Genomic DNA, 26,856 nt, shown 5'->3' with positions numbered 1-26,856 from the left:
AGCGGGCTCACTTCAGGCGCTTGCCGGCCGAGCGCAGCTGCTCGGCGGCCTCGACCACGCGGGCGGCCATGCCGGCCTCGGCCAGCTTGCCCCAGGTGCGGGGGTCGTAGGTGTTCTTCTTGCCGACCTCGCCGTCGACCTTCAGCACGCCGTCGTAGTTGGCGAACATGTGGCCGGCCACCGGGCGGGTGAAGGCGTACTGGGTGTCGGTGTCCAGGTTCATCTTCACGACGCCGTTCTCCAGCGCGGTGGCGATCTCCTCGGCGGTGGAGCCCGAGCCGCCGTGGAAGACGAAGTCGAACGGGTCGGTCTTGCCGTACTGCTTGCCGATCGCGTCCTGGAGCTCGCGCAGCAGCTCCGGCTTCAGCACGACGTTGCCCGGCTTGTACACGCCGTGCACGTTGCCGAAGGAGGCGGCCAGCAGGTAGCGGCCCTTCTCGCCCAGGCCGAGCGCCTCGGCGGTGCGCACGGCGTCGTTGACGGTGGTGTACAGCTCGTCGTTGATCTCGTGCGAGACGCCGTCCTCCTCGCCGCCGGTCGGGGTGATCTCGACCTCGAGGATGATCTTGGCGGCGGCGGCCTGGGCCAGCAGCTCCTGGGCGATGGACAGGTTGTCGGAGAGGGTCTCGGCCGAGCCGTCCCACATGTGCGACTGGAACAGCGGGTTCTCGCCCTTGGCCACGCGCTCGGCGGAGATCGCCAGCAGCGGGCGGACGTAGCCGTCCAGCTTGTCCTTCGGGCAGTGGTCGGTGTGCAGCGCGACGGTGATGTCGTACTTGGCGGCGACGATGTGCGCGAACTCGGCGAGCGCGACCGCGCCGGTCACCATGTCCTTGTTGTGCTGGCCGCCCAGGAACTCCGCGCCACCGGTCGAGATCTGGATGATGCCGTCGCTCTCGGCCTCGGCGAAACCACGCAGCGCGGCGTGCAGGGTCTGCGACGAGGTGACGTTGATGGCCGGGTAGGCGAACTTGCCCGCCTTGGCCCGGTCGAGCATCTCGTTGTAGACCTCGGGAGTTGCGATGGGCATGCGATCCGCTCCTGTCGGGTTGCGGCGTACGGACGGTGCTGTCCGACGCTGTGTACGCCTTCGTGACGACTCCGTGCCGGCCCGCCGACGCGCGGCGCTGCGGTGTGGCTCTCCGGCACCAAGGTTCGAGGCGGCCTCCGCGTACGGCCATGAGGGTGGTGGGCCGCCGCGGACCGGACGCCTGTGCCATCTTCCCAGACTCGTGCCCGCAGGTCAGCAGGAGCCCGCCTGTCGGGACGTCGCCCGGGCAGGCTCGGCCGGAAGTAGTCGGCGGGCCCGGCGCGAGTCCGGGGGCTCGGCCGGAAGCCGTCGGAAAGGTACGCCCGCTATCCTGCGCCCGTGGACTACAACCAGCTGGCCGTCAACCTGCTCGACGCCAAATCCCTGATCTCGTCCCTCGGCGCCATCGGGCTGATCGCGATCATCTTCGCGGAGACCGGCCTGCTGGTCGGCTTCTTCTTCCCGGGCGACTCGCTGCTGATCATCGGAGGTGTCGCCGCCTCGAACGCCGCCTCGTCGGTGCTCGGCGACGGCGCCAAGCTGCCGATCGCCGTGCTGCTCATCGGCTGCCCGGTCGCGGCGGTCGCCGGTGCCCAGCTGGGGCACCTGCTCGGGGCCAAGGTCGGGCCGAGGATGTTCGACAAGCCCGACTCGAAGATCTTCCGCCGCGAGTACGTGATGAAGGCGGAGGAGTACTTCAACAAGTTCGGCTCGGGCAAGGCCGTGGTGCTGGCCCGCTTCATGCCGATCGTCCGGACCTTCCTGAACCCGGTGGCCGGAACCCTGGAGATGCCCGCCAGGACCTTCTTCGTGTGGAACGTCGTCGGCGGTGTGCTGTGGACCGAGTCCATGCTGCTGATCGGCTACTTCTTCGGTGACGCGCTCGCTCCGGTGATCGACAAGTACCTGATCCCGGCGGTGCTGCTGATCGTGCTGCTGTCGATCTCGCCGATCCTGGTCGAGGTCGTGCGGGAGCGCCGGAAGAAGAAGGCCGGCGTCGTCGAGGCTCCCACCGCGGACGCGGTGCAGGGCGGCGGCAGCGGGCGGCACCGGCGCGGCTGAGGTCCTCGTTCACGGCCTCGTCGTCGCACCCTGACGTTCAAGGGCCGGGTCCCGTTCCACGTGGTTTCACGTGAAACAGGGCCCGGCCCCTTGCTTCGTCCGTACGGTCAGAGGCCCAGGTCGTCCAGGGTGTACGCGGTCACGTACTCCAGGCCCTGCTCCTCGACGGCGCCCGCGCCACCGCGCTCGACGATCACCGCGACGCCGACCACCTCGGCGCCCGCCTCGCGCAGCGCCTCGACGGCGGTCAGCACCGAGCCGCCGGTGGTGGAGGTGTCCTCGACGGCCAGCACCCGGCGGCCCTTCACCTCCGGGCCCTCGATCCGGCGCTGCAGGCCGTGCGCCTTGCCGGTCTTGCGGACCACGAAGGCGTCCAGCTTCCGCCCGCGCGCGGCGGCGGCGTGCAGCATCGAGGTGGCCACCGGGTCGGCACCCAGGGTCAGACCGCCGACGGCGTCGTACTCCAGGTGCGAGGTCGCGTCCAGCATCACCCGACCGACCAGCGGGGCGGCCTCGCCGTCCAGCGTGATCCGGCGCAGGTCGACGTAGTAGTCGGCCTCCTTGCCGGAGGAAAGGGTGACCTTGCCGTGCACGACGGCCTTGTCCTTGATCTGTGCCAGCAGGGCGTCGCGGTCGTTGCTCATGAGCGTTCAGTCTAGGGCCTGAACGCTCATGAGGCGCTCGCGGCTAGCGGCGGCGCAGCGCCCTGACCAGCACCACGGCACCGCCCAGCAGGGCCACCGAACCACCGATCACCCACGGCACCGCGCTGCGTCCACCGGTGCCCGGCACCACGATGCCGCCGGCCTCGCCGCCCCAGCGGGACGCCGCCCGGGCCCGCGCACTGCGGGCCGGCAGCGCCGGGGCGTACCGGCCGCGCGGCGGGGCGTGGTCCACCTCCTCGGCCGAGCGGCCGACGATGCTGCGGCGGACCGGGCCACTGAGCTCCGGTTCGTCCTCGTAGGCGAAGAGCGGCTCGGCGGGGAGTTCCTCGGCGACTCCGTCCCGGGGGCCACCGCTGCCGTCCCCGGCGGCGTCGGCCTCTTCGCGGTCGTCGACGTCGTTCTCCTCGTCGTCGACCTCGTCCTCGTCGTCGTCGGCGGCGGAGCCGGTGGGGAGGCCGAAGCGCTCGGCGTCGGCGTCGGAGAAGGCGATCAGGTCGGAGAGGTCGTCGTCCAGGTCGTCGCCGGGCTGGTCCTGGTGCTCCTCGATGAAGACGATCTCGGCGTCGGTCACGCTGTCGGTCCCGTCCGCGCTCTCGTTCCCGCCTTCGTCCCCGCCGTCGTCCGCGATCTCCTCATCGCCCTCCTCCGGGGCGTCCGGGGAGGTGAGTGCGGTGGCGAAGCGCTCCAGCAGACGGCGACCGGCGGCGTCGAGGGTCTCGTCGTCGAACTCGGTCAGCCGGCCGGTGGCGCTCAGATCGCCGGTGAAGCGGATCACCGCGGTGCCGTCTTCGGCGCCGTCCGAGACGCTCACCCGCACGGTGGCGGTCGCCTCGCCGCTGCCCCGGGCCTCCTGGCCCTCGGCGAGCACGGTCAGCACACCGTTGCGGCCCTCGATCAGCGACAGCACACCCTTGAAGGTGATCGTGGAGGCGCCGATCCGCAGCTTCAGCCGCCCGCCGATCTCATCGGCCGGCCCGGCCCCGACCGCCGCCGGCTCGGTGCTCAGCCCCGGCACGCTCCGCGCCAGCAGCGCCGGATCCTGCAAGGCCTGCCGCACCAGCTCTGCGGACATCGCGACGACAACCTCATGCTCCATGTCACGGAGCCTACCGACTGGGCCCCGCCCGGTCCCTACCCACCACCGCCCGACTTTCCCACCACCGCCCGCCCCTGCCGGCTCCGCCCGCCCGCACGGCCTGCGCGGGCCTTCCTGCGCGGCCTGCGGGGACCGGGGCGGGGCGGTCGCCGACCGCGGGCTTGTCGGCGCTCGTGTTCCGTTCTCACTCGGCCGGGCACCCCTTTGCCGAGCCCGGCTGCTCGCACGGCCCGCGCGCTTCCCTGTACGGCCAGCGGCGACCCTCGCCGGCGGGGCGGGCCAGCCGTGGGCCTCGCTGACGGCCTCACCGCCAGCGGGCTCCCCTTGCCGCGTCGACACTCTCGTTCCCAGCGCGGCCCGAGGAAGGTGGAGGGCCGTGGAGGCATCGGGGCGAGCCTTCGGCGCGGCGGCATGGTGTTGACCCGGTCGGGTCCTGCTTCCTGGGCGTCTTTCTCCAGGCCCGCCGCCCCTCCCTTCCGTCGGCGCGCCGGGTCTGCCGCCCTTCCTCCCCGTCGACGCGCCGGGCCCGTCACATCTCTCCTCCTGTCAGCGCGCCAGGTCCGTCGCCCCTCTCCCCCCGTCAACGCGGTCCCAGGAGTGTGAGCGGGTCAGGGGAGTGGGGTGGGCGGAGGGCGGTGAGGTGGGTGGCGGAGGCCTGGAGGGCGGCGGGGGTGAGGGCGCGGGGTGGTGGGGCGTCGGGGGCGAGGGTGAGCGGTGGCGGGGTGGCGGCGGCGAGCAGGAAGGCCTGGATGGTGTTCGGCGGGTCGGGGCGGCAGGTGCCGGTGGCGGTTCCCTGGACCTCGTACGGGGTGGTCCACAGGCCGGCGGCCCGCAGCCCGGACTCGATCTGCCACAGGCCCTCCCCGTCCCCGCCGGCCCGGACGGCGATCCGGCCGCCGGGGGCCAGTGACCGGGCGGCGAGGCGGTAGAACTCCTGGGAGTGGAACTTGACCGGCCCGCCGTCCACGGGGGCGGGCAGGTCGGCGAGCACCACGTCGTACTCCTGGTCGGGGGCGCCGCGCAGCCAGGCCATCGGGTCGGCCGCCGTGGTGCGGACCCGGGGGTCGTCCAGGGAGTGGCCGTTGAGGGCGGCGAGCCCGGGGTCGGTGCGGGCGAGCCGGGTGAGGGCCTGGTCGGCGTCGACCAGCCGGACGGAGCGGACGTCCCGGTGCCGCAGCACCTCCCGCAGGGCGAGGCCGTCGCCGCCGCCGAGCAGCAGGATCCGGGCGTCCGGTCCGGCGGCCAGGGCGGGGTGCACGAGTGCTTCGCTGCCCCGGTACTCGTCGGGTCCGCAGACCGCGAGCCGTCCGCCGAGGTAGAGCCGGAGCGGGCCTTCGGCGGGGCCGGTGAGCACGATCTCCTGGTACCGGCTGCGGGTGGCGTAGCGGACCTGGTCGCCGTAGAGGGCGTGCCGGGCGGCGCGTTCGATCGAGTCGGAGCCGGCGGCGGCGGCCGCGAGCACGGCGAGGACGATGGTGCAGCCGCCCCAGAGCAGCCGTCGTATCCGGGGGGCGGGTTCCTCGCGGAAGAGCCAGAGCACCACGGCGGCACCGGCGACGGCGTTGACCGCGCCGGTGAGCAGCGCGCCGTCGCCGGGACCGAGGCGGGGGAGGATCAGGAAGGGGAAGGCGAGGCCGCCGATCAGCGCGCCCACGTAGTCGGCGGCGAACAGGTCGGCGACCGCGCGTCCGGCGTCCTCGCGCCGGATCCGCTGGATGAGGGTCATCAGCAGCGGGATCTCGGCGCCGATCAGGATGCCGATCAGGCAGGTGAGGCCGACCATCGCGGCCTGGTAGCGGCCGATCCAGGCCCAGCAGGAGTACAGGGCGAGGACGGAGAGCCCGCCGGTGAGGGCGAGGGCGCACTCGACCAGGGCGAAGGCGGTCGCGGGTCGGCGGGTGAGCCGCTTGGCGAGCAGTGAGCCGAGGCCCATCGCGAACACCATGACGGAGAGCACGACGGAGGTCTGGGTGACCGTGTCCCCGAGGAGGTAGTCGCCGAGCGCCACGAGTTCGAGCTCGTAGACGAGTCCGCAGGCCGCGCAGACGAACGCGGCGAGCAGGACGGTGAGCCGGGCGAGCCGGGGGTGGGAGCGCAGCCGGGACCGACGGCGGGCGGGCAGGGGGATGAGGTTTCGCCCGGGCGGGGGTGGGGTGCCGTCGTCGAGGTCCACTCGCGGGCGTGCGGGCGGACCGGCTGGATGATTGATCACGAACAAACGCTAGGGGACGTGCGGGACGGATAGCTGCGCCCATCCGACGGACAGTGAGGGTCGTCGGATTGACGAATCGTTCCTGCGTGCGATTCGTGGGTTTGTGCTGGGTGGTGTAGGACCGGACCGGTGACCCCGCCCGGCTCGTGGGCCCTCACGCCCCCGACACCACCAGTGAGGAGCGGGTGCAGACCAGCTGCCCCTCCTGCGGGTAGGCGTGCCAGGTCCGCCAGAGCAGCCGGTCCGTGCCGCCCTGGGCGACCAGTGCGGTGAAGGCGCTCGGGTCGCCCGGGAAGACCCCGGCGAGGCCGCGCGGGTGCCCCTCGACCAGGGCCAGCAGCTCCTGGGCGCGGGCCGCGAAGTCGTGCGGGGGCAGTGCCTCGATCCGGGCGGCGAACTCGTACTCCCAGCCACCGACCTGCTTGGCCACCCGGGCCGGCAGCGGGGTGCGGCGGCCGGGCAGACAGGCGACGGTCTCCAGGCACTCGCCGGGGCCGGCCGAGATCACCACCTGGTGCGAGGCGCCCAGCAGCCGCAGCTGGAGGGTGTCGGAGGTGCCGGGACGGCCGCCGTCGAGTCTCAGGTCGCGGACGGCGAGAGCGGGCAGCGGGTCGCCGCCGAGGCACCACGCCAGGTCACCGGCGCGGGTGTCCGTGTAGGAGGTCTGCAGTGTGGTGAGCATGCTCGGCTCCGCGTTTCAGCTCCGTGCGCGCCCGCCGAGCAGCAGCGAGTAGGCCTAGGCGATGGCGAGGCTGTTCGTGGCTGTGCGGCCCTGGGCGCGGCCGACCGTGGAAGGAAGGATTCCGGCTGGAGATTCAGCAGCAGAGAAGCACGAATACGCCGGGTCCGTCGGTGATTTACCCATCCTTGTCAAGCATTCACCGTTTCGAGCACACCTGCTTCCCGGCTCTGATCGACCCGGTGTGCGACTTTGCACAGCGCGCGCCCCTGTCACCGGCCTGTGCGCCGTGCGCGCTGGTTGTGCGCCCTCGGTATGCCCCACGCGCCGCCGCCCTCCACACGCAGGGCGTGGAGGGTGGCAGGAGCGTGCCCGACGGGTCGCCTGTTTTGCCTCACTGGCAGCAAATAGGCATGTGATCCATGGGAGTTGAGGACAACGCAGAACTGACCACGGACCAGGATTGGCCCCGTTCAATGGGGCGCGCGAAACGAAGCGAGCGCCGTCTGTCCGCAACGCACTCCGGAAGTCGTCAGCTCCCTTGCACAAACCGGCCCCGGCTGGGCTGCGGTCCGCTCGCGGGCGGAAGTCAGTTCGGACGAACAGTCCGGCCGCCAGCCGTCGACACCGTCAAGTACGGTTTGTCATGCGGCACTTGCCGCCAAGCGGCACGGCGGGGTGACGCGACGACGCGGTCGTGCCGCCGGACTCCCGCAGCCGCCGCCCGTCAGATCCAGCCGGCCGTCAGATCCGCCGCAGGCGCTCGACGGCGGTGAAGCCGTCGAGCAGCAGGTCGCGCTTGCGGAGCAGGTCGGTGCGCAGGGTGTGGAAGTAGCGGTCGGACAGGCTGCACGGGGCGGGTCAGAGCCAGCCTCTTTGGGCGGCTTTGATGCCGGCTTCGAACCGGCTGCTGGCGCCGAGGCGTTCCATGATGGAGGCCATCTGGCGGCGGACGGTACGGTCGGCGATGCCAAGGCGCTGTCCGGCGGCTTCGTCGGTGAGACCGGTGCCGAGCAGGCGCAGGAGTTCGCGTTCGTGGTCGGTCAGGCCGGTTTCGGGGTCGTCGGGGCGACCGGCGCCGAGAGGGACGGCGGTGTTCCAGGCCTGATCGAAGAGTTCGAGCAGGGCCGTGACGATGCCGGGTTCGGTGACGTGGAGGGCGCCCTTGCGGTTGTCGGTGGGGTCGATCGGGACGAGGGCTTGGGCGCGGTCGATGATGACCATGCGCTGGGGGACCGTGGGGGCCGTGCGGACTTCTCCGCCGTGGCTGAGCAGGGTGTGGGCGAAGGTGGCGACGTGGGCGTGGTTGCGGGCGGCGTCCTGGAAGAGCGAGTGCATGGTCACGCCGCGGGCCAGGGCGGCGAGGTCCTGGCCGCGGGCGGCGTCGAGGTCTTCGGGACGCTGGACACCGGGCTGGACGCCGATGATCTCCGTCTGGGCGGTGCGGGCGAAGTGTTCGAGCCGGGCCTGGATGGCGTCCATGCCGAGGAGGCGTTCGCCGTGCGCGGATCGCTGCTCGGCGCGGTCGGCGACCATCCGGGTCACCGCGGCGCGCGAGGCCGCCAACTGGGCCTGGCGGGCGGCCAGGTCCGCTTCCTGGCGGGCGACCATGTCCGCCAGTCCGATTTCGGGGTCCACGGCGCGCAGCTGTCCGGGGTGTTCGATGGACGCGCGCACGAGCATCAGTTGCCCGAGCTCGTCGAGGCAGTCATGGATCCGGGTGGGGGTCAGGCCGCAGTTGTCGGCGAGCTGTTCGACGCCGTGGCCGGGGTGGTCGAGCATCGCCCGGTAGACGGTGACGGCGTCGATGCTCAGGCCGAGTGCTTGCAGCATGGTGCCCCGTTTCGCTCATCGGCACGGCGCCCGGCTGCGCCTGCCCGGCCAGAATCGCAGCCGACCAGCAGCATTGACAAGATCTTTCCGCTGCATTTTGCCCAGGTCAGGGCAGATGCATGGATGATCCTTCCCGCCCGGGAAACAGGCGCCTCGCCCACCTTGGCTCCAAGGACCGGGCCAGTGATTCACAGTAAATTGATGTGTCCATGACCATGAGTCCTGATCAGGTCGGGCCGGTTCAGGACGTCCGAAAACCCTTCCGGGGGCGTTGATCTGCGGCGAAGCTGTTCGTCGCCAGCAGGGAACAGCCCGAACGGCAGCCGGACGAAGCGTCAACCGCGGGACGCGAGACCGGAACAGGCCACCCATAACCTCGCCAGAAACGGAGCAACTACCGTGATCCGCACCCGTATCGCCCTGGCCGCCGCGGTCGCCACCCTCGCGCTGGGCATCGTCGGCCTCATCCCCTCCGCAGTCGTCGCCGCCCCCCAGGGCACTGCTGCCGGCCAGAGCGCTCCGGCACCGGGCGTCCAGATCGCCTCCCCGGACACCACCTCCTGGGGGGGCTGAGTCGCCCCATGGACATCGTCTGCGCCAGCCTCGACCGCAGGCTGCCGGCCGAACCCGCGTCCGAGGGCGAGACGGCCGAAGTCCTCGCCGCCTTGTGGGCACATGCCAGGCCCGACGACAGTCTCGAACACATCACCGCCCGTCCCGAGCCCGACCGGATCGACCTCCTGCTCTACTTCCTCACCCGCCCCACCGACGCGTCCAGCACCCGAAGCCCGCTCCACCGGGCCGGGGACCTGCTCCACCGTAGCCACCAGGCCTCACCACTGTTGCGCCGCCGCTACCTGCCGCCGCAACTCCTGGCGGCCTAGCTCAGGGCGCGATCCGCCCGTCCGGCGGCGCTCCACGCCCTGAACCAGCCTGACTCGCCCTGAACCAGGCCGACTCGCCTGACGACCGCTGTTCCTGCAGGACAGCCGTCGTCCCCGCGCACACCCACGACGGGGAACCTGACGCATCGTCAAGCAGCGAAGGCCGCCTCCGCACCATTCCGCACCATCCGCGCGCCTGCGCGCAATCCGCCCTGTCCCGTGAAATCGCCCGCGGCTGTTCCTGCAGGACAGCCGCCACGAGCGGCGGACCGGAGCAAGGCACGTACACAACGACTCCGCAACTCCAGGTGCCTCACCCGAAGGAAGAACAGCCATGCTCTCGATCAAGTCCCGCCTGCTGAAGAAGTCCACCATCGGCACCCTCGTCGCCGCCTCCGCCATTGCCGGCCTGACGGCGCTGCCCGCCCAGGCCGCCACCGTGGGCCAGAACATCGCTTCCGAGGCCGCCTCCCAGATCGGCGCCAACGCCTGCACCGGCGGCGGCTACTACGGCAGCTGCACCGGCGACGGCGGTTCGCCCGAGCTCTGGTGCGCCGACTTCGCCAAGTGGGTCTGGAACCAGGAGGGCGTCGACGTCAGCGGCCTCACGGCCGGCGCGGGCAGCTTCTACACCTACGGCAAGAACAACGGAACGCTGTCCAGCACCCCCGCTGTCGGCGACGCCGTGGTCTTCAACTACTCCGGCGGCGGCTACGCCGACCACGTCGCCATCGTGACCCAGGTCAACGCCGACGGCACCATCGTTACCGTCGGCGGAGACGAGAACGGCGTCCATGGCAACTGGGCCGCCACCTCCGCGGTGCACCAGGACGGGCCCTACAACGGCGGGCTCGGCTGGACCCCCTACATGGGCATGAGCATCTCCGGTTACATAGCCCCGGTCGGCGGCACGGCCGGCGGCACCACCAACCCCACCCCGGCCACCCCGACCATGCGCCTGACCGCCGGCGACTTCAACAACGACGGCAAGCAGGACACCCTGGCCGTCGACAACTCCACCGGCCACCTGTTCTACTACGCCGGGCTCGGCACCGGGCACTTCGCCGCGCCGGTGGACCTCGGGGGCGGCTGGGACAACATGCGCCTGCACGCGGCCGACTTCAACAACGACGGCAAGCTCGACATCCTCGCCCAGGACCCCCACGGCGAGCTCTACTTCTACGCCGGCCTCGGCACCGGGCACTTCGCCGCCCGTGTCGACCTCGGTAGCGGCTGGGGCAACCTCAACCTGACCGTGGGCGACTTCAACGGCGACGGCAAGGCCGACGTGCTGGCGGTCGACACCTCCGGCGGCCACCTGTACTTCTACCCCGGCCTGGGCAACGGCGCCTTCGGCACCCGCACCGACCTCGGCTCCGGCTGGGCCAACATGACCCTGACCGCGGCCGACTTCAACGGCAACGGCAAGCTCGATCTCTTCGCGCAGGACTCATCCACCGGTCACGCCTACTACTACCCCGGCGTGGGTGACGGCTCCTTCGGCACCCGGACCGACCTCGGCGGCGGCTGGGGCAACTACAACGTGACGGTTGGAGACTTCAGCGGTGACGGCAAGCGCGACCTGATGGCGATCGACACCTCCGGCGGCCACCTGTTCTACTACGCCGGGCTGGGCACCGGGCACTTCGCCGCCCCGGTGGACCTCGGCTCCGGCTGGGGCACCATGACCCTGACCGCGGCCGACTTCAACGGCGACGGGAAGCTCGACGTCCAGGCCCAGAACGCCAGCACCGGCCACATGTTCTTCTACCCCGGCCTGGGCGACGGCTCCTTCGGCACCCGCACCGACCTCGGCGGCGGCTGGTAACACCCACCCACCACATCAACAACCCAGCTGGGGCCCGCGCATCCCGCGCGGGCCCCAGCCCGTCTGCCCGCAGTTCCGGGAGGGGAGGGCGCACGCTCCTACGGGTGCCTGGCCGGCCCTCTGTCAGAGCCTCCGGAGGCGGGCCACCGCTTCCCGCAGGACGTCGTCGCGCTTGCAGAAGGTGAAGCGGACCAGGCTGCGTCCGGCGTCGGTGTTGTCGTAGAAGACGACGTTGGGGATGGCGACGACGCCGCAGCGTTCGGGGAGGGAGCGGCAGAACTCCAGGCCGTCCTTCTCGCCCAGGGGGGTGATGTCGGTGGTGATGAAGTACGTGCCCTCGGGGTTGAACACGCGGAAGCCCGCAGACGAGAGACCGTCGACGAGAAGGTCTCGCTTGCGCAGCAGGTCGGCACGGAAGGTGGCGAAGTAGCTGTCGGGGAGGCGGAGCGCCTCAGCAACCGCGTACTGGAACGGGCCTGCACTGACGTAGGTGAGGTACTGCTTCGCCGTGCGGACCGCCGAGACGAGAGCAGGACTCGCGGTTACCCAACCGACCTTCCATCCCGTGTACGAGAAGGTCTTGCCGGCGGAGGAGATGGTGACGGTGCGTTCGCGCATGCCGGGGAGGGCGGCGATGGGGTGGTGGGTGGCGCCGAAGACGAGGTGTTCGTAGACCTCGTCGGTGACGACCAGCAGGTCGTGTTCGACGGCGAGTTCGGCGATCACGGCGAGTTCGGCGGGAGTGAGGACCAGGCCGGTGGGGTTGTGCGGGGTGTTGATCAGCAGGAGGCGGGTGCGCGGGGTGATCAGGGCGCGCAGCTCGTCCAGGTCGGGGCGGAAGGCCGGGGCCCGGAGGGTGAGCGGGCGGCGGATGGCGCCGGCCATGGCGATGCAGGCGGCGTAGGAGTCGTAGAAGGGTTCGAAGGCGATCACCTCGTCGCCGGGCTCCAGCAGGGCGAGCAGGGCGGCGGCGATGGCCTCGGTGGCGCCGGCGGTGACCAGCACCTCGGTGTCCGGGTCGTAGCTCAGGCCGTGGAAGCGCTGCTGGTGCTCGGCGATGGCGGTGCGCAGCTCCGGGATGCCGGGCCCGGGCGGGTACTGGTTGCCGCGGCCCTCGCGCAGGGCCCGTACGGCGGCCTCGCGGACCTCCTCGGGCCCGTCCGTGTCGGGGAAGCCCTGGCCGAGGTTGATCGAGCCGGTGGCCGTGGCCAGGGCGGACATCTCGGCGAAGATCGTCGTCCCCATCCCGGCCAGGCGGCGGTTCAGTAGCGGCCTGGTACCCATCGGTGGCTCCTCACGGCTCGTCGTCGGAGCCATCCTCAGGGTAACGAGCGTGCGGCGACAAGCCCCTTGACGAGGCGACTTGATCAGGCGTCGCCGTCATCGACTGGGGCGAAGCCGGAGCGGCCCGGGGTGCCGGTCCACACCGGTGCGACACAAATCATCCCTCGGGCAATCATGGGACGACCATGATTTTTTCAAATTGTCCGGGGGCGAAGAGCGCCAGCTCAGATGAATGATGAAGCCAAATTTGATCAATCTCATTCATGTGGGCTCATGTCAGATCTATTGACGTGTCATATTCGCAACGGCAGGGTTGCCCTCGCTCGGCCGCCTGGTCGGGCAAACAGCGAGCAGGGAGGTTCTCATGAAGTCGACTGCTGCACTGAAGAAGACCGCCAAGAAGATCACCGTCCGCCGGACCGGCGACGTGCGCCTGACCTCGGCCGCGTGCCAGTGCCCGTACTCCGCTTCCGCCTGACGATGACTCCGTGAGTACTGCCCGGGCGCACGGGATACCCTCCGGTGCGCTCGGGCGCCCCCAAATGCCAGGCGAAGCGGATCATCCGACGCTTTGGAGCGCTGTGAGCGAACCGACCCTTGCGTTGCACAAGTTGAGCTTTGTTCCAGACAGCGACGACGAGGTCCTGGTCGGCCGGCTGGACACCGGTTCCTATGCGGTCTTCCCCGCCGACGGCGCACAGCTGCTCAGACGGCTCACCGAGGGGATGCCCCTGGACGAAGCGGCCGCGTGGTACGAAGAGACCTTCGAGGAACCGGTCGACGTCGAGGACTTCGTCGCCACGATCCGCGAGTTGGGATTCGTCCGGGAAGGCGGAGCCGGCGAGGCCGCCCCCGTCGCGCCGGTCCGCTTCCAGCGGCTGGCACGTGCGGCGTTCTCTCCGGTGGCATGGTTCTGCTACGCGGCCGTCCTCGTGGTCTGGCTGCTGGCCGTGGTGCGGCACGGCGAACTGCGTCCCGCCCCCTCGCAGATCTTCTTCGTCAAGTCGCTGCTCGTGGTCCAACTGGTGATCACGTTCGGCCAAGTCCCGCTGTTGCTGGCGCATGAGGGCTTCCACATCCTGGCCGGCCGCCGGCTGGGCCTGCCGACCAAACTGCGGCTGAGCAACCGGCTCACCTACATCGTGGCCGAGACGCAGACCAACGGCCTGATGAGCGTCGAGCGGCGCAAGCGCTACCTGCCGTTCCTGGCGGGCATGGTCTGCGACGGCGTGGTGCTGGCGGTCCTCGGGCTGGTCGCCGCGGCCGACCGCCACGACGACGGCGGCTTCTCGACGCTCGGCCGGGCCTGCCTGGCGCTCGCCTTCACGGTGGTGATGCGGATCTTCTGGCAGTTCCAGCTCTACCTGCGCACCGACCTGTACTACGTCTTCGCCACCGTGCTCCGCTGCTACGACCTGCACGACGCGAGCAAGGCCGTGCTGAGGAACCGGGTCTGGCGCCTGCTGCGCCGCCCGGAGCGGCAGGTCGACGAGAGCCGGTGGACCGAACAGGACCGCAAGGTCGGTGCCTTCTACGGGCCTTTCATCCTGCTCGGCTTCTGCGTCCTGGCGGGAGTCACGGTCTTCGCGAGCGTACCGGTCACCGTCGACTACGTGCGGATCGCCGCCGAAGCCCTCGGCTCCGGGCGCGTGGACGCGCACTTCTGGGACTCGCTGCTGTCCCTGGCGCTGAACGCGGCCCAGGTCGTCGCCCTGGTCGTGCTCTCCCGGCGCAAGCGTCGCGAGCAGCGCGAGGCGCCCGCGCTCTCCCCGTCTCCGACCGCTCCGATGGAAGGGTGAACCTATATGGCCAGTCACCGCAGGATCGTCAGCGAGAGCCCGGCAACCCGGCTGCGACTGGCCGCCGCGGACGGGGAGGCGACGGTCGTGGCCCGCTGCCACCGGCGGCTGCGCGGTCCGTACACAGGCGTGGACACCGTGCTGCGCGCCGTGCTGCCCGAGGCGGCCCGCCGCTGGCCGGATCTGGTGGAGTTCCACCGGGTGGAACTCCTGTACGGGATGCCGGAGTTGGCTGATCTGATCGGTCCGGCGCCGCGGACGCTGGCGCTCGACTCTTCGTTCAAGGAGCGCACCCGGTTCTTCGGCTCCGGGATGATCCGCTGCATGAGCCAGGGTGTCGCCTCGTTCCTGATCGACCACGCCCGCCGGCTGTGCTCCTGCGGCGAGCAGCCGCCGTACCTGGTCTTCGACGAGGTGGACCAGGCGGAGCCGACCGCGCAGGAGTTCATCGCCCTGCTGCTGCGCCGCGCCGACCCCGGACAGCTGAGGGTGGCGGTCGGTACGGCGCCGGGGGAGCTGCCCGAGGAGCTGGAGCGGTCGTTGGCCCGGTACGCGGAACGCACCAACGCCGAGCCGGAGTGGGCCGAGCCGGCCGAGGCGGCCGCGCTGGTCGAGGCGTACGTCTTCGGTGACTGCACCGGCAGCGACCCCGCCGAGCTGCTTGCCTACCAGGAGGCCCGGCCGGAGCTGCGCGCCCGGTTGCACGACCTGCGCGCCGAGGAGCTGGAACGGTCCGCGACGAGCTGGGGCGAGCGGGTCGGAGCACTGACGTACCACCGCGAGCACGGCAGCGACCCCGCCGGGGCGGGTCGGCTCGCCCTACTGGCGGCCCAGCGGCACTGCGTGGAGGTCGGCTTCTCGGCCGCGGTGATCGACCTCGGCCTTCGCGGGCGTGCCGTCACCGATCCGGACGTCCACCAGCACGACTTCTGGGAGTTCACCCAGCAGGCGGCGGCGGCCTGCATCCCGCTCGACCGCACCGAGCAGTCGATGGAGCTCTACCTCGACACCATCCAGCGGTTCGCGGACCCCAAGGTCCACATGATGACCAGCTACTCGATCGCGATGCTGCACACCCGCTTCCTCCAGCCGCGCGACCACGATCTGGCGCTGCGCTGGCAGAACAACGCGGCCGCGATCGCGAGTATCCTCCCCGACCCGGCCGAGCGGCTCACCTTCAGCGTCTTCCACGACAACGGCCTGGCACTGGTGGAGATGCACCGGGGCAGGCTGGACCGCGCGATGCAGCTGGTGGAGTCCTGCATCGCCCGGCTCGACACGAACCTGACGGACGACCAGTGGCGGCTGCACCGCTCGCAGCTGCTGTACAACCGGGCACGCCTGCTGACGGCCACCGGTCGGCTGGACGAGGCCTTCGCCGACTATTCGACGCTGGTGGACCTCGACCCCTACTACACCGACTACCTCTCCGAGCGGGCCCGGATCCACCGCACCCGCGGCGACTTCGCGGCCGCGTTGGCCGACTACGACCGCGCCGTGGACCTCGCTCCGCCGTTCCCCGAGCTCTACTACAACCGCGGGACGGCCCGGATCGAGGCCGGCGACACCAAGGGCGCGCTGGCCGACTTCGCGTACGTCCTGGAGATGGAGCCCGACGACGTCGACACCCGCCTCGCCCGCGCCGAACTCCTGCTGGAACTGGCCGAGTTCGACGCGGCCGCGGCCGACGTCGAGGCCGGACTCGCACTGCGGCCGAAGGAGCCCCGGCTGCTCTGCATGCGCGGCACCGTCGCATTGCAGCGCGGAGCCCTCCCTGAGGCCTTCGCGGCGCTCGACGCGGCCGTCGCCCTCGACCCGGCCTATCCGGCCGCACTGCTCAACCGCGCCGTCGTCCACTACGAGCAGGGTCGCCCCCGGGCCGCCGTGCAGGACCTGACCGCGCTGCTCGACCTGGTCGGGGACGACCCCGACGTGCTGCTCAACCGTGGTATCGCGTACCAGGCGGACGGCCTGCCGGACCTCGCCCTGGCCGACTTCGACCACGCCCTCACCCTGCCAGGCGCGGACGAGCCGGAACTGGAGGCGCGGCGCGCGCAGTGCCGCGGCTGACCAGGAGCCGCACCGCATTCTCCGCGGTGCCGGACCGGGTACCAGGGGCCCGTACCGGCACCGCCCGGTCACCGGTCCTCGGAAGGGGTGCCATCCTGACAGGCCCGGTCAGAGTCGTCGCGCTGTGCGGCGGCGCGGCGACTTCCTCCTCCACCGAGCGCGTGCTGCGCATCGCGGCCGCACACGCCGCGTCGCTGGGTGCGCAGGTGGACTCGCCTGGACGGCAGGGCGGTCGGTTGCATCGCAGTGGCAAGGGCTCCCAGGGGCCGGGGAACACCCTGCGGGCCCTGCGAGACATCGTGCATGCGCTGCGTGGCCGGCCCACTCCGCCGGGCGTCACCATGGACAGCTCATCCCTCCGCGCACCGGTCGGCCGGGACATCGAGACCGCCCTGGAACTCGTCGCACGCCAGCTGATCGGGTGAGCGGGCGGCGGGTGGCGCCGGCCATGGCGATGCAGGCGGCGTAGGAGTCGTAGAAGGGTTCGAAGGCGATCACCTCGTCGCCGGGCTCCAGCAGGGCGAACAGGGCGGCGATGGCCTCGGTGGCGCCGGTGGTGACCAGCACCTCGGCGTAGCTCGCAAGACGGCCCGGCCGCCCGGGAGTGCCGGGGGCCGGGCCGCGGAGTGCGTGCCGGGGCCGGGATCAGGCCTCCTCGCCGTCCTCGTCCTCGCCGTCCTCGCCCTCGATCTCGTTCTGCAGGCCCAGGCGCTCGACGATCCACTGCTCGAAGCCGACCGCGGCCTGGGTCCAGTTGGCGGTGGTGGTGACGAAGTAGTCCAGGTTGACGCCGGTGCCGACGATCATCTGGGCCTCGCCGATCAGGCGGACCACGCCGTCCTCGTGGGTGTGGGTGTAGACCTTGGGCCAGAGGGTCTCGCGGTTCCACTCGTCGATCAGGTCGAGGATCTCGCCCTTCTTCTCCAGCGGGTACGCGCGGTCGTAGAAGGCGCGCACCGCGAAGAGCTCCTTCTGCTCGCCGCGGAACATGTAGTAGACGCGGAAGCCCTCCCAGGGGGCGGTGAGGTCGCCCTCCTCGTCCACGACGTGCTTGAGCTGCATCTGGTCGAGCAGCTGGGTGACCAGGGCCTGGTCCGGGACGACGATCGGCGGAGGGCCGGCCGGCCGACCGCCCTGGCCGCCGGGCTGACCACCGGGCTGGCCGCCCTGGGGCACGCCGAACGACGGGATGGACGACGGGTCGATGCTCATGGGGGTCCTCTTCCTCAGTGCACGTGGTGGCCGGCAATGAGAGGCCGCCCTTTCCACCTCCCATCCTGCCTCATTCGGGGCTCCGCTCACAGGGGCGCCGGGGGGCGCGTCGATCTTCGTTCCGCGGCGGCGGAGGCCGTCGTCACGCACGGTGCCCGGGTGCCGTCGCCCTGCCGCGCGCCCGGCGTGCGCGTGAGCCAAGTCACGCGCCCGGAGCTCGGGTTCGCCTGCCGCGCGGGCCGGATGCGGTTAGCGTGCGACGGACCTCACCCGGGGACAAAACCAGTTTCCCCGGGCCGAGTTGATGCGGTTCGAACCGAAGGGGGGAGCGGGGATGGAGCGTACGGTGACCAGGGAGGGTGCCTCGCTCGGGACGCTGCTGCGGAACATCCGCCTGGACCGGGGGATGACGCAGGAGCAGTTGGGGGAGGCCTCGGGGCTGAGTGTGCGGTCGATCCGCGACCTGGAGCTGGGGGTGTCCTGCCCGCGGGTGTCCACGCTGCGGCTGCTCACCCAGACCTGGAACCTGCCGGAGGCCCAGGGGGCCGAGCTGCACCGGCTGGCGCGAACGTGGCGGAACAGCTCGCGGCGGCAGCAGCGGGACGCGGCGGAGTAGGACCCGTCCCACGGGAGCGGGCCGGGCCCCGGCTCGCGAAAGCGGTACGGCCACCCGTCGCACGAAAGCGGTACGGGCCGCTCCCCTCACACGGACGAGGGGAGCGGCCCGGCGGCCGGTGGCGGCTGCTACTTCTCCAGCGGGCCCCGGCTGCGGATGGTGAGCCGGTCGCCCTCCTCGTCCCGTTCGACCAGGACGGTGTCCCCGTCGTGCACCTGGCCGGACAGGATCGCCCGGGCCAGCTGGTCGCCGATCGCGGACTGCACCAGCCGGCGCAGCGGGCGGGCGCCGTACGCCGGGTCGTACCCGGTGAGCGCCAGCCAGTCGCGGGCGGCCACGGAGACGTCCAGGGTGAGCCGCCGCTCGCGCAGCCGCTCGCCGAGGCGGGCCACCTGCAGGTCGACGATCCGGCTGAGCTCGGTGGGGCCCAGCGGGTCGAAGACCACGATGTCGTCCAGCCGGTTGAGGAACTCCGGCTTGAACGCGGCCCGGACGGAGTCCAGCACCAGGGCCTTCTTCTTCTCCTCCGGGGTGGCCGGGTCCACCAGGAACTGGCTGCCCAGGTTGGAGGTGAGGATCAGGATCGCGTTGCGGAAGTCCACCGTGTGGCCCTGGCCGTCGGTGAGCCGGCCGTCGTCCAGCACCTGGAGCAGCACGTCGAAGACCTCGGGGTGGGCCTTCTCCACCTCGTCCAGCAGCACGACGCTGTACGGACGGCGGCGGACCGCCTCGGTGAGCTGGCCGCCCTCCTCGTAGCCGACGTACCCGGGCGGGGCGCCGACCAGGCGGGAGACGGAGTGCTTCTCGCCGTACTCGCTCATGTCGATGCGGACCATCGCCCGCTCGTCGTCGAAGAGGAAGTCGGCCAGGGCCTTGGCGAGTTCCGTCTTGCCGACGCCCGTGGGGCCGAGGAACAGGAAGGAGCCGGTCGGGCGGTCCGGGTCGGCGATGCCGGAGCGGGTGCGGCGCACCGCGTCCGACACGGCTTGCACGGCCTCCGTCTGGCCGATCAGGCGCTTGCCCAACTCCTCCTCCATGCGCAGGAGTTTGGCGCTCTCGCCCTCCAGCAGCCGGCCGGCCGGGATGCCCGTCCAGGAGGCGACCACATCGGCCACGTCGTCCGGGCCGACCTCCTCCTTGACCATCGGGGCGGAGGCGGACCCGGGCTCGTTGTCCGTAGTGGCGGCGCGCTCCTGGGCGTCGCCGAGTTCCTTCTCGGCGGCCGGGATCTCCGCGTACATCAGCTTGGACGCCCGCTCGAAGTCCCCGTCGCGCTGGGCCCGTTCGAGCGCGCCGTGCAGGTCGTCCAGCCGCTCCTTGAGCTCGCCGACCCGGTTGAGGCTCTTCTTCTCCTGCTCCCAGCGCGCCGTCAGCACGCTCAACTGCTCGTTCTTGTCGGCGAGATCGCGCCGCAGCCGGGCCAGCCGGTCGACCGAGGCCGGGTCCGACTCCTTCTCCAGGGCCAGCTCCTCCATCCGCAACCGGTCGACCGCGCGCTGGAGTTCGTCGATCTCGACCGGGGAGGAGTCGATCTCCATCCGCAGCCGGGAGGCCGCCTCGTCGACCAGGTCGATCGCCTTGTCCGGCAGGAAGCGGGCGGTGATGTAGCGGTTGGACAGGGTGGCCGCGGCGACCAGGGCGGCGTCCGAGATCTGCACCTTGTGGTGCGCCTCGTACCGGCCCTTGAGGCCGCGCAGGATGGCGATCGAGTCCTCCACGCTGGGCTCGCCGACCAGCACCTGCTGGAAGCGGCGCTCCAGGGCCGGGTCCTTCTCGATCCGCTCGCGGTACTCGTCCAGCGTGGTGGCGCCGACCATCCGCAGCTCGCCGCGGGCCAGCATCGGCTTGAGCATGTTGCCGGCGTCCATCGCCGAGTCGCCCCCGGCGCCCGCGCCGACCATGGTGTGCAGCTCGTCGATGAAGGTGACGACCTGGCCGTCGGAGGCCTTGATGTCGTTCAGGACGGCCTTCAGCCGCTCCTCGAACTCCCCGCGGAACTTGGCGCCCGCGACCATCGCGCTGAGGTCCAGCGCGACCAGCCGCTTGCCGCGCAGCGACTCCGGCACGTCACCGGCCACGATGCGCTGGGCCAGGCCCTCGATCACCGCCGTCTTGCCGACGCCGGGCTCGCCGATCAGCACCGGGTTGTTCTTCGTCCGGCGGGAGAGCACCTGGACCACCCGGCGGATCTCGTGGTCACGGCCGATCACCGGGTCGAGCTTGCCGTCCCGGGCGGCCTGGGTGAGGTCGGTGCCGTACTTCTCCAGGGCCTTGTAGGTGCCCTCCGGATCCGGCGAGGTGACCCGGCCGCTGCCCCGGACGTCCTTGAACGCCGCCAGCAGCGCCTTGGGCGTCGCGCCCTGCTGCACCAGCAGCTCGGCGACCGCGCCGCCCTCGGCGGCCAGGCCGACCATCAGGTGCTCGGTGGAGACGTACTGGTCTTCCAGGTCGTCCGCGCGCTTGCCCGCCTCGGTGAGCACGGCGAGGGTGTCCCGGGCGAGCTGCGGGGCGGCGACCGTCGAGCCCATCGCGCTGGGCAGCGCCGTCAGCTGGCGGCGCGCCTCGGCGTCGATCCGGGGGACGTCCGCCCCGACCGCCTCCAGCAGGGGCCGGGCGATGCCCTCGGGCTGCTCCAGCAGGGCGATCAGGATGTGCACCGGCTTGACGTCCGGGTTGCCGGCCGCGCCCGCCTGCCGGATCGCGGCGGACAGGGCGTCCTGCGTCTTGGTGGTGAACTTGCTCGCGTCCACTGCTGGGGGATCCTCCCTCGTCGTCCTTCACTGGTGCTACGTACAGCATGCACTAAGTTGAGTGTATTCCGCTCAAGTTTTCCTGGGGCGGCTCCGACGGCCGGACGTGCTCGGCGGTGGGCCCGCCGCGGGCGCTCCCAGCCTCAGTCCCTGCGCTTCGGCAACTGGCCGGAGTTCCGCCGGGTCAGCCCCAGCAGCTCCCGCGCCGGCCCGCCCGGCCGTTGCCCGGCCGGCCACACCGCGCGCAGCGGCCGCCGCAGGTCCAGCTCCTCCGCCAGCGGCACCTCGACCAGCCGCCGGGTGGCCAACTCCTCCACCACCGCCAGCTCGCTCAGGCAGACCGGCCCCGCCCCGGTCATCGCCGCCGCCTTCAGGGCGGTGGACGAAGCCAGCTCCAGCCGGGGCGGTACCGCGCCCCCGTGCGGCAGCAGCGCCATCTCCAGCACCTCCCGGGTGCCCGAGCCGGGCTCGCGCAGCACCAGCGGGGTGGCCGCCAGCTCCGTCCCGGTCAGCGGGGTACGACGACGCGCCCACCGGTGGCCGGGCGCCACCACGACCACCAGCCGGTCCGCCGCCACCACCGCGCCGGCCAGCCCGGGCGGGGTGGACGGGCCCTCGACGAAGCCCAGGTCGGCCTCCCCGGCCAGCACGTGCCCGGCGACCTCCGCCGAGTTCGCCGTCCGCAGCGTCACCGCCGTTCCCGGACTGGCCTCGGCGAGCGCCAGCAGCCAACCCGGCATCAGGTACTCGGCGACGGTCAGGCTGGCCACCACCCGCAGCTTGGCGTCACGTCGCTCGCGCAGCGCGTCGATCCCGGCGTCCAGCGCCTGCGCCGCCTCCACCACCTGCCGGGCCCACTCGACCACCAGCCGGCCGGCCTCGGTCGGCCGGCTGCCCCGGGGCGAGCGCTCCAGCAGCGGGACGCCGATCTGCCGCTCCATGCCCTTGATCCGGGCGCTGGCGGTCGGCTGGCTGACGCCCAGCTCGGCCGCGGCCCGGCCGACGCTGCCCAGCCGGGCCACCGCGAGCAGCAGTTCCAGGGCGCCCAGTTCGGGGACGTGCGGGGAGAGGGTCATAGGTTCAGGCTATGCCCTCATAGAACCCGCGGCGCTACCGGCCGCCGGGCCGCTCGGCGACGGTGGAACCATGTCCACCTTGGCCGATGTCCGCCCGCTCGTCCGCCCCGCCGGCTCCTCCCGGCGCTCCCGCTTCTCCCGGTTCACCGGCCTCACCCCGCTCTCCCGCCTCGACCTCGCCCAGCTCGGCCCCAACTGGTACGCCGCCGTGATGGGCACCGCGATCGTGGCCAACGGCGCCGCCGCCCTGCCGGTCCGGCTGCCCGGGCTGATCGGCTTCGGCGAGGTGATGTGGGCGCTCGGCGCGGCCGGGCTGCTGGTGCTGGCCGGAGCCCGGCTGGTGCACCTCACCCGGCACCGCGAGGCGGCCCGCGCCCAGCTGCTGGACAACCCGGCCACGGCGGTCTTCTACGGCTGCCCGCCGATGGCGCTGCTGGCGGTCGGGCTCGGCACCCTGCTGCTCGGCTCGCGGGTCATCGGCACCGGCCCGGCCGTCGCCCTGGACGCCGTGCTGTGGGGCGTCGGCACCCTGTACGCGCTGATCGTCGCGGCCGGCATCCCGTACCTGATGATCACCCGGCACCCGGTCTCCGCCCTGGAGGCCAACCCGACCTGGCTGCTGCCCGTGGTCGCCCCGCTGGTCGCCTCCGCCTGCGGCCCGGCGCTCGTCCCGCACCTGCCCGCCGGCCTGCCGCAGCAGGCCCTGCTGTACGGCTGCTGGGCGCTCTTCGGGATCGGCCTGCTGGCCACCCTGGTGCTGCTGCCGGTGGTGTTCACCGGGCTGTTCCACAGCAAGGTGCCCGCACCGGCGCTCACCCCCGCGCTGTTCCTGGTGCTCGGCCCGCTCGGCCAGTCCGTCACCGCGATCCACCAGCTCGCCGACGCGGCCCGCCCGGTGCTGCCCGCGCTGGCGCCCGTCATGCTGCCGCTGGTCGAGCTGTACGGCGTCGCGGTGACCGGCGTCGCGATGCTCTGGCTGGCCGTCGCGCTCACCGCCAACCTGCGCGCCCGGCGGGCCGGGATGCCGTTCGCGATGACCTGGTGGGCGTTCACCTTCCCGGTCGGCACCTGCGTCACCGGCGCCTCCGCGCTCGCCAGGCACACCGGCTTCGGCGGCTTCACCGGGCTGGCCGTCGGGCTCTACCTGCTGCTGGGCGCCGCCTGGCTACTGGCGGCGGGCGGCACCGCCGCCGGGCTGCTGCGGGGCCGGCTGCTGGCGCGCTGAGGTGCTGGCGCGCTGAGGTGCCGGGGGCGCTGAGGTGCCGGCGCGCTGAGCTGTGCCGACCCGTCATCCAGCGGACTCACCCCAGGTCAGGAGCACGGCCGCCGTTGCAGGAACGCGCAGCTGCAGGATGACGGTGCACAGCCAACTGGTGGCCCTCGCCCACACCCCCCGCTGGCCTCGGCCTTCACCGGAATCCGACCCGCCGTCCGCATCCCGGCGCCCCCGCCGGGATGCAGATAGCTGCAATTGCGCGAACCTGCACTCGGGCGGCACTTGTCCACCGGCCGTCACGCTGTGAGGGTGGAGGCACGCCAGGTCGTCCGGGCAACCGCAGCCCGATGGTCGCGACTTGCTCTTCAGAATTGACCACGGGTGCAACGTCCCGCACCTGTGGAACGGGGGGAAGAGCCCCGGCCGGGGTCCATGTGTGGTGATGGAGCCCGGAACCGGAGCCGGCGAGGCGTTGCTGCTCCGCCTCGACGGAAGCGCCTAGGCACTGGCGTGCTGATGGGGACCCCCAGGGCTCCGGTGTGCGACGGCACCCGGACCCGGGGGTCCACCGTCCGACCGGTACCGTGAGACGCCCGGCCACCGGTACCGCGGACCGTGCGTACGGGTGGGAGGACAGGGGAGCGTCCGGCAGGGAGAGTGCGACGTGACGGCGGAACCGGCGGTCACGCCGCACCAGCAGCCCGGGGGCGGGGAACCCGACGCGGCCGCCCGGCAGCTGTACCTGGCGATCATCGCCCAAGGCGGCCGCACACCGTTCACCGACATCGCCGACGACGACCGCGCCGCACTCCGACAACTCCTCGACATCGGCCTGGTCATGGCCAACCGGATGGACCGCTGCTACACCGCCGTCAGCCCCCGCTCCGTCAGCGACCGCCTCGGCGCCGAACTCCGCAGTGAGGCCACCCGGCTGCTGGTCCGGGCCGAGAACCTCCCCGGCGCCCTGGACGGCCTCACCCGCGCCTACGACGCGATGCCCCGCCCGGGCGGCTGCTCCGGCGGCACGGTCTACGTCGAAGGCCACGTCCACATCCGCCAGCGGATCTCCCAACTCGTCTCCGACTGCCGCTCCGAGGTGCTCACCGCCCAACCCGGCCAACGCCCCGCCGACACCCTCCAGGTCGCCCTCGCCCAGGACGTCCAGCTCCTCCAGCGCGGCTGCTCGCTGCGCACCATCTACCAGCCCGTCGCGCTCGCCGAGCCGCCCGCGATCGCCTACGCCGAGGAGGTCACCCGGCACGGCTCGCAGATCCGGATCCTCGACGAGCCCTTCCAGCGGCTGATCGTCTTCGACCGCAGCGTCGCAGTCATCTCCGCCAACGACGACAACAGCACCGCCGCGTTCATCAGCGACCCGGCCGCCCTCACCTTCCTGATCGGCGGCTTCGAACGCGACTGGGCCCGCGCCGACACCTCCGAAGCCGCCGCCGCCCTAGGCCAGGGCCCCGCCCGCACCATCCCCGACCGGGTCGGCCGGCTGCTCGCCCGCGGCCTCACCCAACGCGCCGTCGCCACCCGGCTGGGCCTCAGCGAACGCACCGTCGCCGGCCACATCGCCCGGCTCCGCGACCGCTACGGCGCCCAGACCCTCTTCCAGCTCGGCTGGCTGATGAGAGGCGCCCGTGATGACCGATGAGCCCGGCCCGGCCGAACGCGCCCGCTACCTCGCCGCCGTCCGCAGCGGCGGGCGACCGCGCCCCGAGGACCTCGCCCCCGCCGACCGCCCGGCCGTCGCCGCCCGCGGCCTCCTCACCACCACCACCGGCTACACCGCCGCCAACCCGCGCGTCCTCGTCGGCGGGGCGGCGGCCGGGGTGGGCGGCGCCGAGGTGCCGGTCGGCGGGGGTGGCGTGGCCGCTACATCGAAGCGGGTGGGGTGATGCACACCGTCTTCGAACCGTCGGCCTGCTCGGATCCCCGGACGGTCGAGTACGCGCTGCACTCGACCCGGGTCGGCGCCCCGATCCGGCTGCTGGAGGGGCCCTTCACCAAGACCCCGATCTTCGACCGCACCGTGGCCCTGATCCCGGCCGCTCCCGACCACACGGTTGCAGCGGTGGTCGAAGATCCCGCGATGATCGCCTACCTGGTCGGGGTGTTCGAGCAGCAGTGGCTGCAGGCCCAGGTCGTGGACCGGGAGTCACTGGCGGCAGGCTCCTCACCCGTAGCCCACGAACAGGTCGGCCGCCACTGCTGGCCCGGGGTCTCACGCAGCGGGCGATCGCCAGCCGGATGGGGCCGAGCGAAGGGACCGTGGCCGGTCACATCGCCCGGCTGCGTGAGGTGTACGACGCCGAGACCCTGTTCCTACTCGGCCGGCAGATGCGGGGAGCGCGGACGGGGGAGTCCGGTGGGTGAGCGCTGCTCAGCCGGTGGCGGCGCCGGTCGGCCAGTAGCCGGAGACGGCGGTCTGCTGTCGGGGGACGTTGAAGCGGTCGCCGGGGGCGGTCCAGAAACCCTCGCGGAGGGAGAGTGCCATGCCGGCCCAGTCCAGGGCGGTCTCCACGGTGTGGTGGAGGGCCTCCTGCGACCAGGTGTCGTCGAAGACCAGCGGCAGGACGGGGGCGACCTGCTCGATGGTGGCGATCAGCGGGTTGTGGGTGATGGCCTCGTCGACGAGCAGGACGATCGGCTTCCGCAGCGCCGACGCCCAACCGAGTTCGAGGCTCACCCCGGCCGAGAGCGGGGCTCCGACGTAGGCGAACACCAGGTCCGCGGACTGCAGAGCCCGGAAGTCGGACGGCACCCGGGGCTCGGGGGCATGGCCGGCGACGGTCCAGGCGTCGCTGTGGTGCGCGCTGTACACGGCGGCACCGCTGCGGAGCAGAGTGGTGCGGAGCGTCGTCAGCCGCGTCCGGCTGGCGAGCGTCACCACACTGTCCGCGGGGCCGGTCAGCCGCATCAGCGGCGCGGCCAGGAACACACGTGCACGCCGACCCTCAGGGGCCTGGCTGTCGTGGTGACGCAGGTAGGGCTCGGTCATGTCGACTCCGGGGGAAGGCCGACCAGGGGAGTGAGCGTCGGCGATGCGTTGGTTGTTGGCTGCTCTATGGGTGGTGGTGCTGCTGGTGAAACCGCTCGGTTTTTGACGGTACATTGGCAAGATGTGGTGTCCTGCCCGGACCATCGGGAGCGAACTGATCGTCCATCGCGGGGCGGCGTCGCGTCCAGGGTTGGCCTGTGTCATCTGTATGCCTGGCAGGGAGATGACGCACACTTCGCAGCCTTGGGCAGGTGACAGCCTCCCCCTCGTGCGGCACTATGTGTGTCGTTATCCTGCTAGATGCTTCTAGTGGCGAATCTCGAGAGAGTGGGGGCGTGACCGGCATGCGCCGTTTTGTCCGCAAGTTTGTGCTTCCGTTGGCCGCTGCGGCCGCTGTGCTTGGCGTGGTCTCTCTCGCGAATGCTGCTGACTCGCACGACACGATTGCCGTCAAGGCTGCGGTGACTGTCGCGGACGACATCTCCTGGCAGTGAACACGCCATGTGAGTGTCCAGGCGCACGCCAAGCCCCTTGAAGTAC

Annotated in this window: 22 protein-coding genes and 1 pseudogene; 11 read left to right on the top strand and 12 right to left on the bottom strand. The window is 71.8% G+C overall.

The window, feature by feature from the left end; translation table 11 throughout:
- Window positions 1–7: 7 nt before the first annotated feature.
- Entirely contained in the window at window positions 8–1,030 is a 1,023-nt protein-coding gene (gene fbaA / locus ACWCYO_RS00185; protein ID WP_270145779.1) for a class II fructose-bisphosphate aldolase, read from the bottom strand.
- A 339-nt stretch (window positions 1,031–1,369) separates the two neighbouring features.
- Between fbaA and ACWCYO_RS00180 the strand changes: the two genes are divergently transcribed.
- Complete coding sequence (locus ACWCYO_RS00180; RefSeq protein ID WP_449782881.1) at window positions 1,370–2,092, top strand: DedA family protein; 723 nt, start codon at window positions 1,370–1,372, stop codon at window positions 2,090–2,092.
- Between the two features lie 107 nt (window positions 2,093–2,199).
- Here the strand turns inward: ACWCYO_RS00180 and pyrE are convergent, their stop codons facing one another.
- The 5 genes from pyrE to ACWCYO_RS00155 form a co-directional block, all read right to left on the bottom strand.
- Window positions 2,200–2,736, bottom strand: coding sequence for an orotate phosphoribosyltransferase (gene pyrE / locus ACWCYO_RS00175; RefSeq protein ID WP_270145783.1), 537 nt, complete (start codon window positions 2,734–2,736; stop codon window positions 2,200–2,202).
- Between the two features lie 43 nt (window positions 2,737–2,779).
- Window positions 2,780–3,853, bottom strand: a complete 1,074-nt coding sequence (locus ACWCYO_RS00170) for a hypothetical protein (RefSeq protein ID WP_449782880.1) — start codon at window positions 3,851–3,853, stop codon at window positions 2,780–2,782.
- Window positions 3,854–4,433: 580 nt separating this feature from the next.
- The gene (locus tag ACWCYO_RS00165; protein ID WP_449782879.1) at window positions 4,434–6,065 is read right to left on the bottom strand and encodes a polyamine aminopropyltransferase; all 1,632 of its coding nucleotides are present in this window, start codon (window positions 6,063–6,065) and stop codon (window positions 4,434–4,436) included.
- A 154-nt stretch (window positions 6,066–6,219) separates the two neighbouring features.
- Window positions 6,220–6,747 carry a DUF2617 family protein gene (locus tag ACWCYO_RS00160; RefSeq protein WP_270145787.1) on the bottom strand — a complete coding sequence of 176 codons (528 nt, stop codon included), beginning with the start codon at window positions 6,745–6,747 and terminating at the stop codon, window positions 6,220–6,222.
- An 858-nt stretch (window positions 6,748–7,605) separates the two neighbouring features.
- Complete coding sequence (locus tag ACWCYO_RS00155) at window positions 7,606–8,577, bottom strand: LuxR C-terminal-related transcriptional regulator (protein ID WP_449782878.1); 972 nt, start codon at window positions 8,575–8,577, stop codon at window positions 7,606–7,608.
- A 399-nt stretch (window positions 8,578–8,976) separates the two neighbouring features.
- Between ACWCYO_RS00155 and ACWCYO_RS00150 the strand changes: the two genes are divergently transcribed.
- The 3 genes from ACWCYO_RS00150 (at window position 8,977) to ACWCYO_RS00140 (ending at window position 11,289) form a co-directional block, all read left to right on the top strand.
- Complete coding sequence (locus tag ACWCYO_RS00150) at window positions 8,977–9,150, top strand: hypothetical protein (protein WP_449782877.1); 174 nt, start codon at window positions 8,977–8,979, stop codon at window positions 9,148–9,150.
- An 8-nt stretch (window positions 9,151–9,158) separates the two neighbouring features.
- A complete protein-coding gene (locus ACWCYO_RS00145) occupies window positions 9,159–9,461 on the top strand; it encodes a hypothetical protein (protein ID WP_449782876.1) in 303 nt (100 codons plus the stop codon).
- A 334-nt stretch (window positions 9,462–9,795) separates the two neighbouring features.
- Window positions 9,796–11,289: an FG-GAP-like repeat-containing protein gene (locus ACWCYO_RS00140; protein ID WP_270145794.1), complete on the top strand. Its 1,494-nt coding sequence runs from the start codon at window positions 9,796–9,798 to the stop codon at window positions 11,287–11,289.
- A gap of 123 nt (window positions 11,290–11,412) precedes the next feature.
- On the opposite strand, the gene ACWCYO_RS00135 is transcribed toward ACWCYO_RS00140, so the two are convergent.
- Window positions 11,413–12,573 (bottom strand): pyridoxal phosphate-dependent aminotransferase, encoded by a 1,161-nt coding sequence (locus ACWCYO_RS00135; protein ID WP_449782875.1) that lies wholly within the window; start codon window positions 12,571–12,573, stop codon window positions 11,413–11,415.
- 611 nt (window positions 12,574–13,184) lie between these two features.
- Between ACWCYO_RS00135 and ACWCYO_RS00130 the strand changes: the two genes are divergently transcribed.
- Together ACWCYO_RS00130 and ACWCYO_RS00125 are read left to right on the top strand one after the other, a co-directional pair.
- The gene (locus ACWCYO_RS00130; protein WP_449782874.1) at window positions 13,185–14,372 is read left to right on the top strand and encodes a hypothetical protein; all 1,188 of its coding nucleotides are present in this window, start codon (window positions 13,185–13,187) and stop codon (window positions 14,370–14,372) included.
- A gap of 6 nt (window positions 14,373–14,378) precedes the next feature.
- Entirely contained in the window at window positions 14,379–16,442 is a 2,064-nt protein-coding gene (locus ACWCYO_RS00125) for a tetratricopeptide repeat protein (RefSeq protein WP_449782873.1), read from the top strand.
- A 411-nt stretch (window positions 16,443–16,853) separates the two neighbouring features.
- Here the strand turns inward: ACWCYO_RS00125 and ACWCYO_RS00120 are convergent.
- Both ACWCYO_RS00120 and ACWCYO_RS00115 read right to left on the bottom strand, forming a co-directional pair.
- A pseudogene (locus ACWCYO_RS00120) lies at window positions 16,854–17,060 on the bottom strand (aminotransferase class I/II-fold pyridoxal phosphate-dependent enzyme); the annotation flags it as partial.
- Between the two features lie 27 nt (window positions 17,061–17,087).
- The gene (locus tag ACWCYO_RS00115) at window positions 17,088–17,654 is read right to left on the bottom strand and encodes a type III secretion system chaperone family protein (RefSeq protein ID WP_270145802.1); all 567 of its coding nucleotides are present in this window, start codon (window positions 17,652–17,654) and stop codon (window positions 17,088–17,090) included.
- A gap of 346 nt (window positions 17,655–18,000) precedes the next feature.
- On the opposite strand from ACWCYO_RS00115, the gene ACWCYO_RS00110 reads away from it, so the two are divergent.
- Complete coding sequence (locus tag ACWCYO_RS00110; RefSeq protein ID WP_270145804.1) at window positions 18,001–18,270, top strand: helix-turn-helix domain-containing protein; 270 nt, start codon at window positions 18,001–18,003, stop codon at window positions 18,268–18,270.
- 128 nt (window positions 18,271–18,398) lie between these two features.
- On the opposite strand, the gene clpB is transcribed toward ACWCYO_RS00110, so the two are convergent.
- Both clpB and ACWCYO_RS00100 read right to left on the bottom strand, forming a co-directional pair.
- On the bottom strand, window positions 18,399–21,020 hold the full coding sequence (clpB, locus tag ACWCYO_RS00105) for an ATP-dependent chaperone ClpB (RefSeq protein ID WP_449782872.1): 2,622 nt from the start codon (window positions 21,018–21,020) through the stop codon (window positions 18,399–18,401).
- 143 nt (window positions 21,021–21,163) lie between these two features.
- A complete protein-coding gene (locus tag ACWCYO_RS00100) occupies window positions 21,164–22,096 on the bottom strand; it encodes a LysR family transcriptional regulator (protein WP_270145808.1) in 933 nt (310 codons plus the stop codon).
- Window positions 22,097–22,166: 70 nt separating this feature from the next.
- On the opposite strand from ACWCYO_RS00100, the gene ACWCYO_RS00095 reads away from it, so the two are divergent.
- From ACWCYO_RS00095 to ACWCYO_RS00085, 3 genes are all read left to right on the top strand, one after another.
- Window positions 22,167–23,321, top strand: coding sequence for a TDT family transporter (locus ACWCYO_RS00095; protein ID WP_449782871.1), 1,155 nt, complete (start codon window positions 22,167–22,169; stop codon window positions 23,319–23,321).
- A 655-nt stretch (window positions 23,322–23,976) separates the two neighbouring features.
- Entirely contained in the window at window positions 23,977–24,969 is a 993-nt protein-coding gene (locus tag ACWCYO_RS00090) for a LuxR family transcriptional regulator (protein ID WP_270145812.1), read from the top strand.
- On the top strand, window positions 24,959–25,213 hold the full coding sequence (locus ACWCYO_RS00085; RefSeq protein ID WP_449782870.1) for a hypothetical protein: 255 nt from the start codon (window positions 24,959–24,961) through the stop codon (window positions 25,211–25,213). Before ACWCYO_RS00090 ends, ACWCYO_RS00085 begins: the two co-directional genes overlap by 11 nt.
- 485 nt (window positions 25,214–25,698) lie before the next feature.
- Here ACWCYO_RS00085 and ACWCYO_RS00080 read toward each other — a convergent pair whose 3' ends face one another.
- Complete coding sequence (locus tag ACWCYO_RS00080) at window positions 25,699–26,316, bottom strand: hypothetical protein (RefSeq protein WP_449782869.1); 618 nt, start codon at window positions 26,314–26,316, stop codon at window positions 25,699–25,701.
- A gap of 335 nt (window positions 26,317–26,651) precedes the next feature.
- Between ACWCYO_RS00080 and ACWCYO_RS00075 the strand changes: the two genes are divergently transcribed.
- Window positions 26,652–26,810, top strand: a complete 159-nt coding sequence (locus ACWCYO_RS00075) for a hypothetical protein (RefSeq protein WP_449782868.1) — start codon at window positions 26,652–26,654, stop codon at window positions 26,808–26,810.
- Window positions 26,811–26,856: the final 46 nt, after the last annotated feature.

The sequence above is a fragment of the Kitasatospora sp. NPDC001683 genome (genome assembly GCF_053596495.1).
Note: the sequence above shows the minus strand (reverse complement) of the source record. Positions and strands in the feature narration are given on the sequence as shown.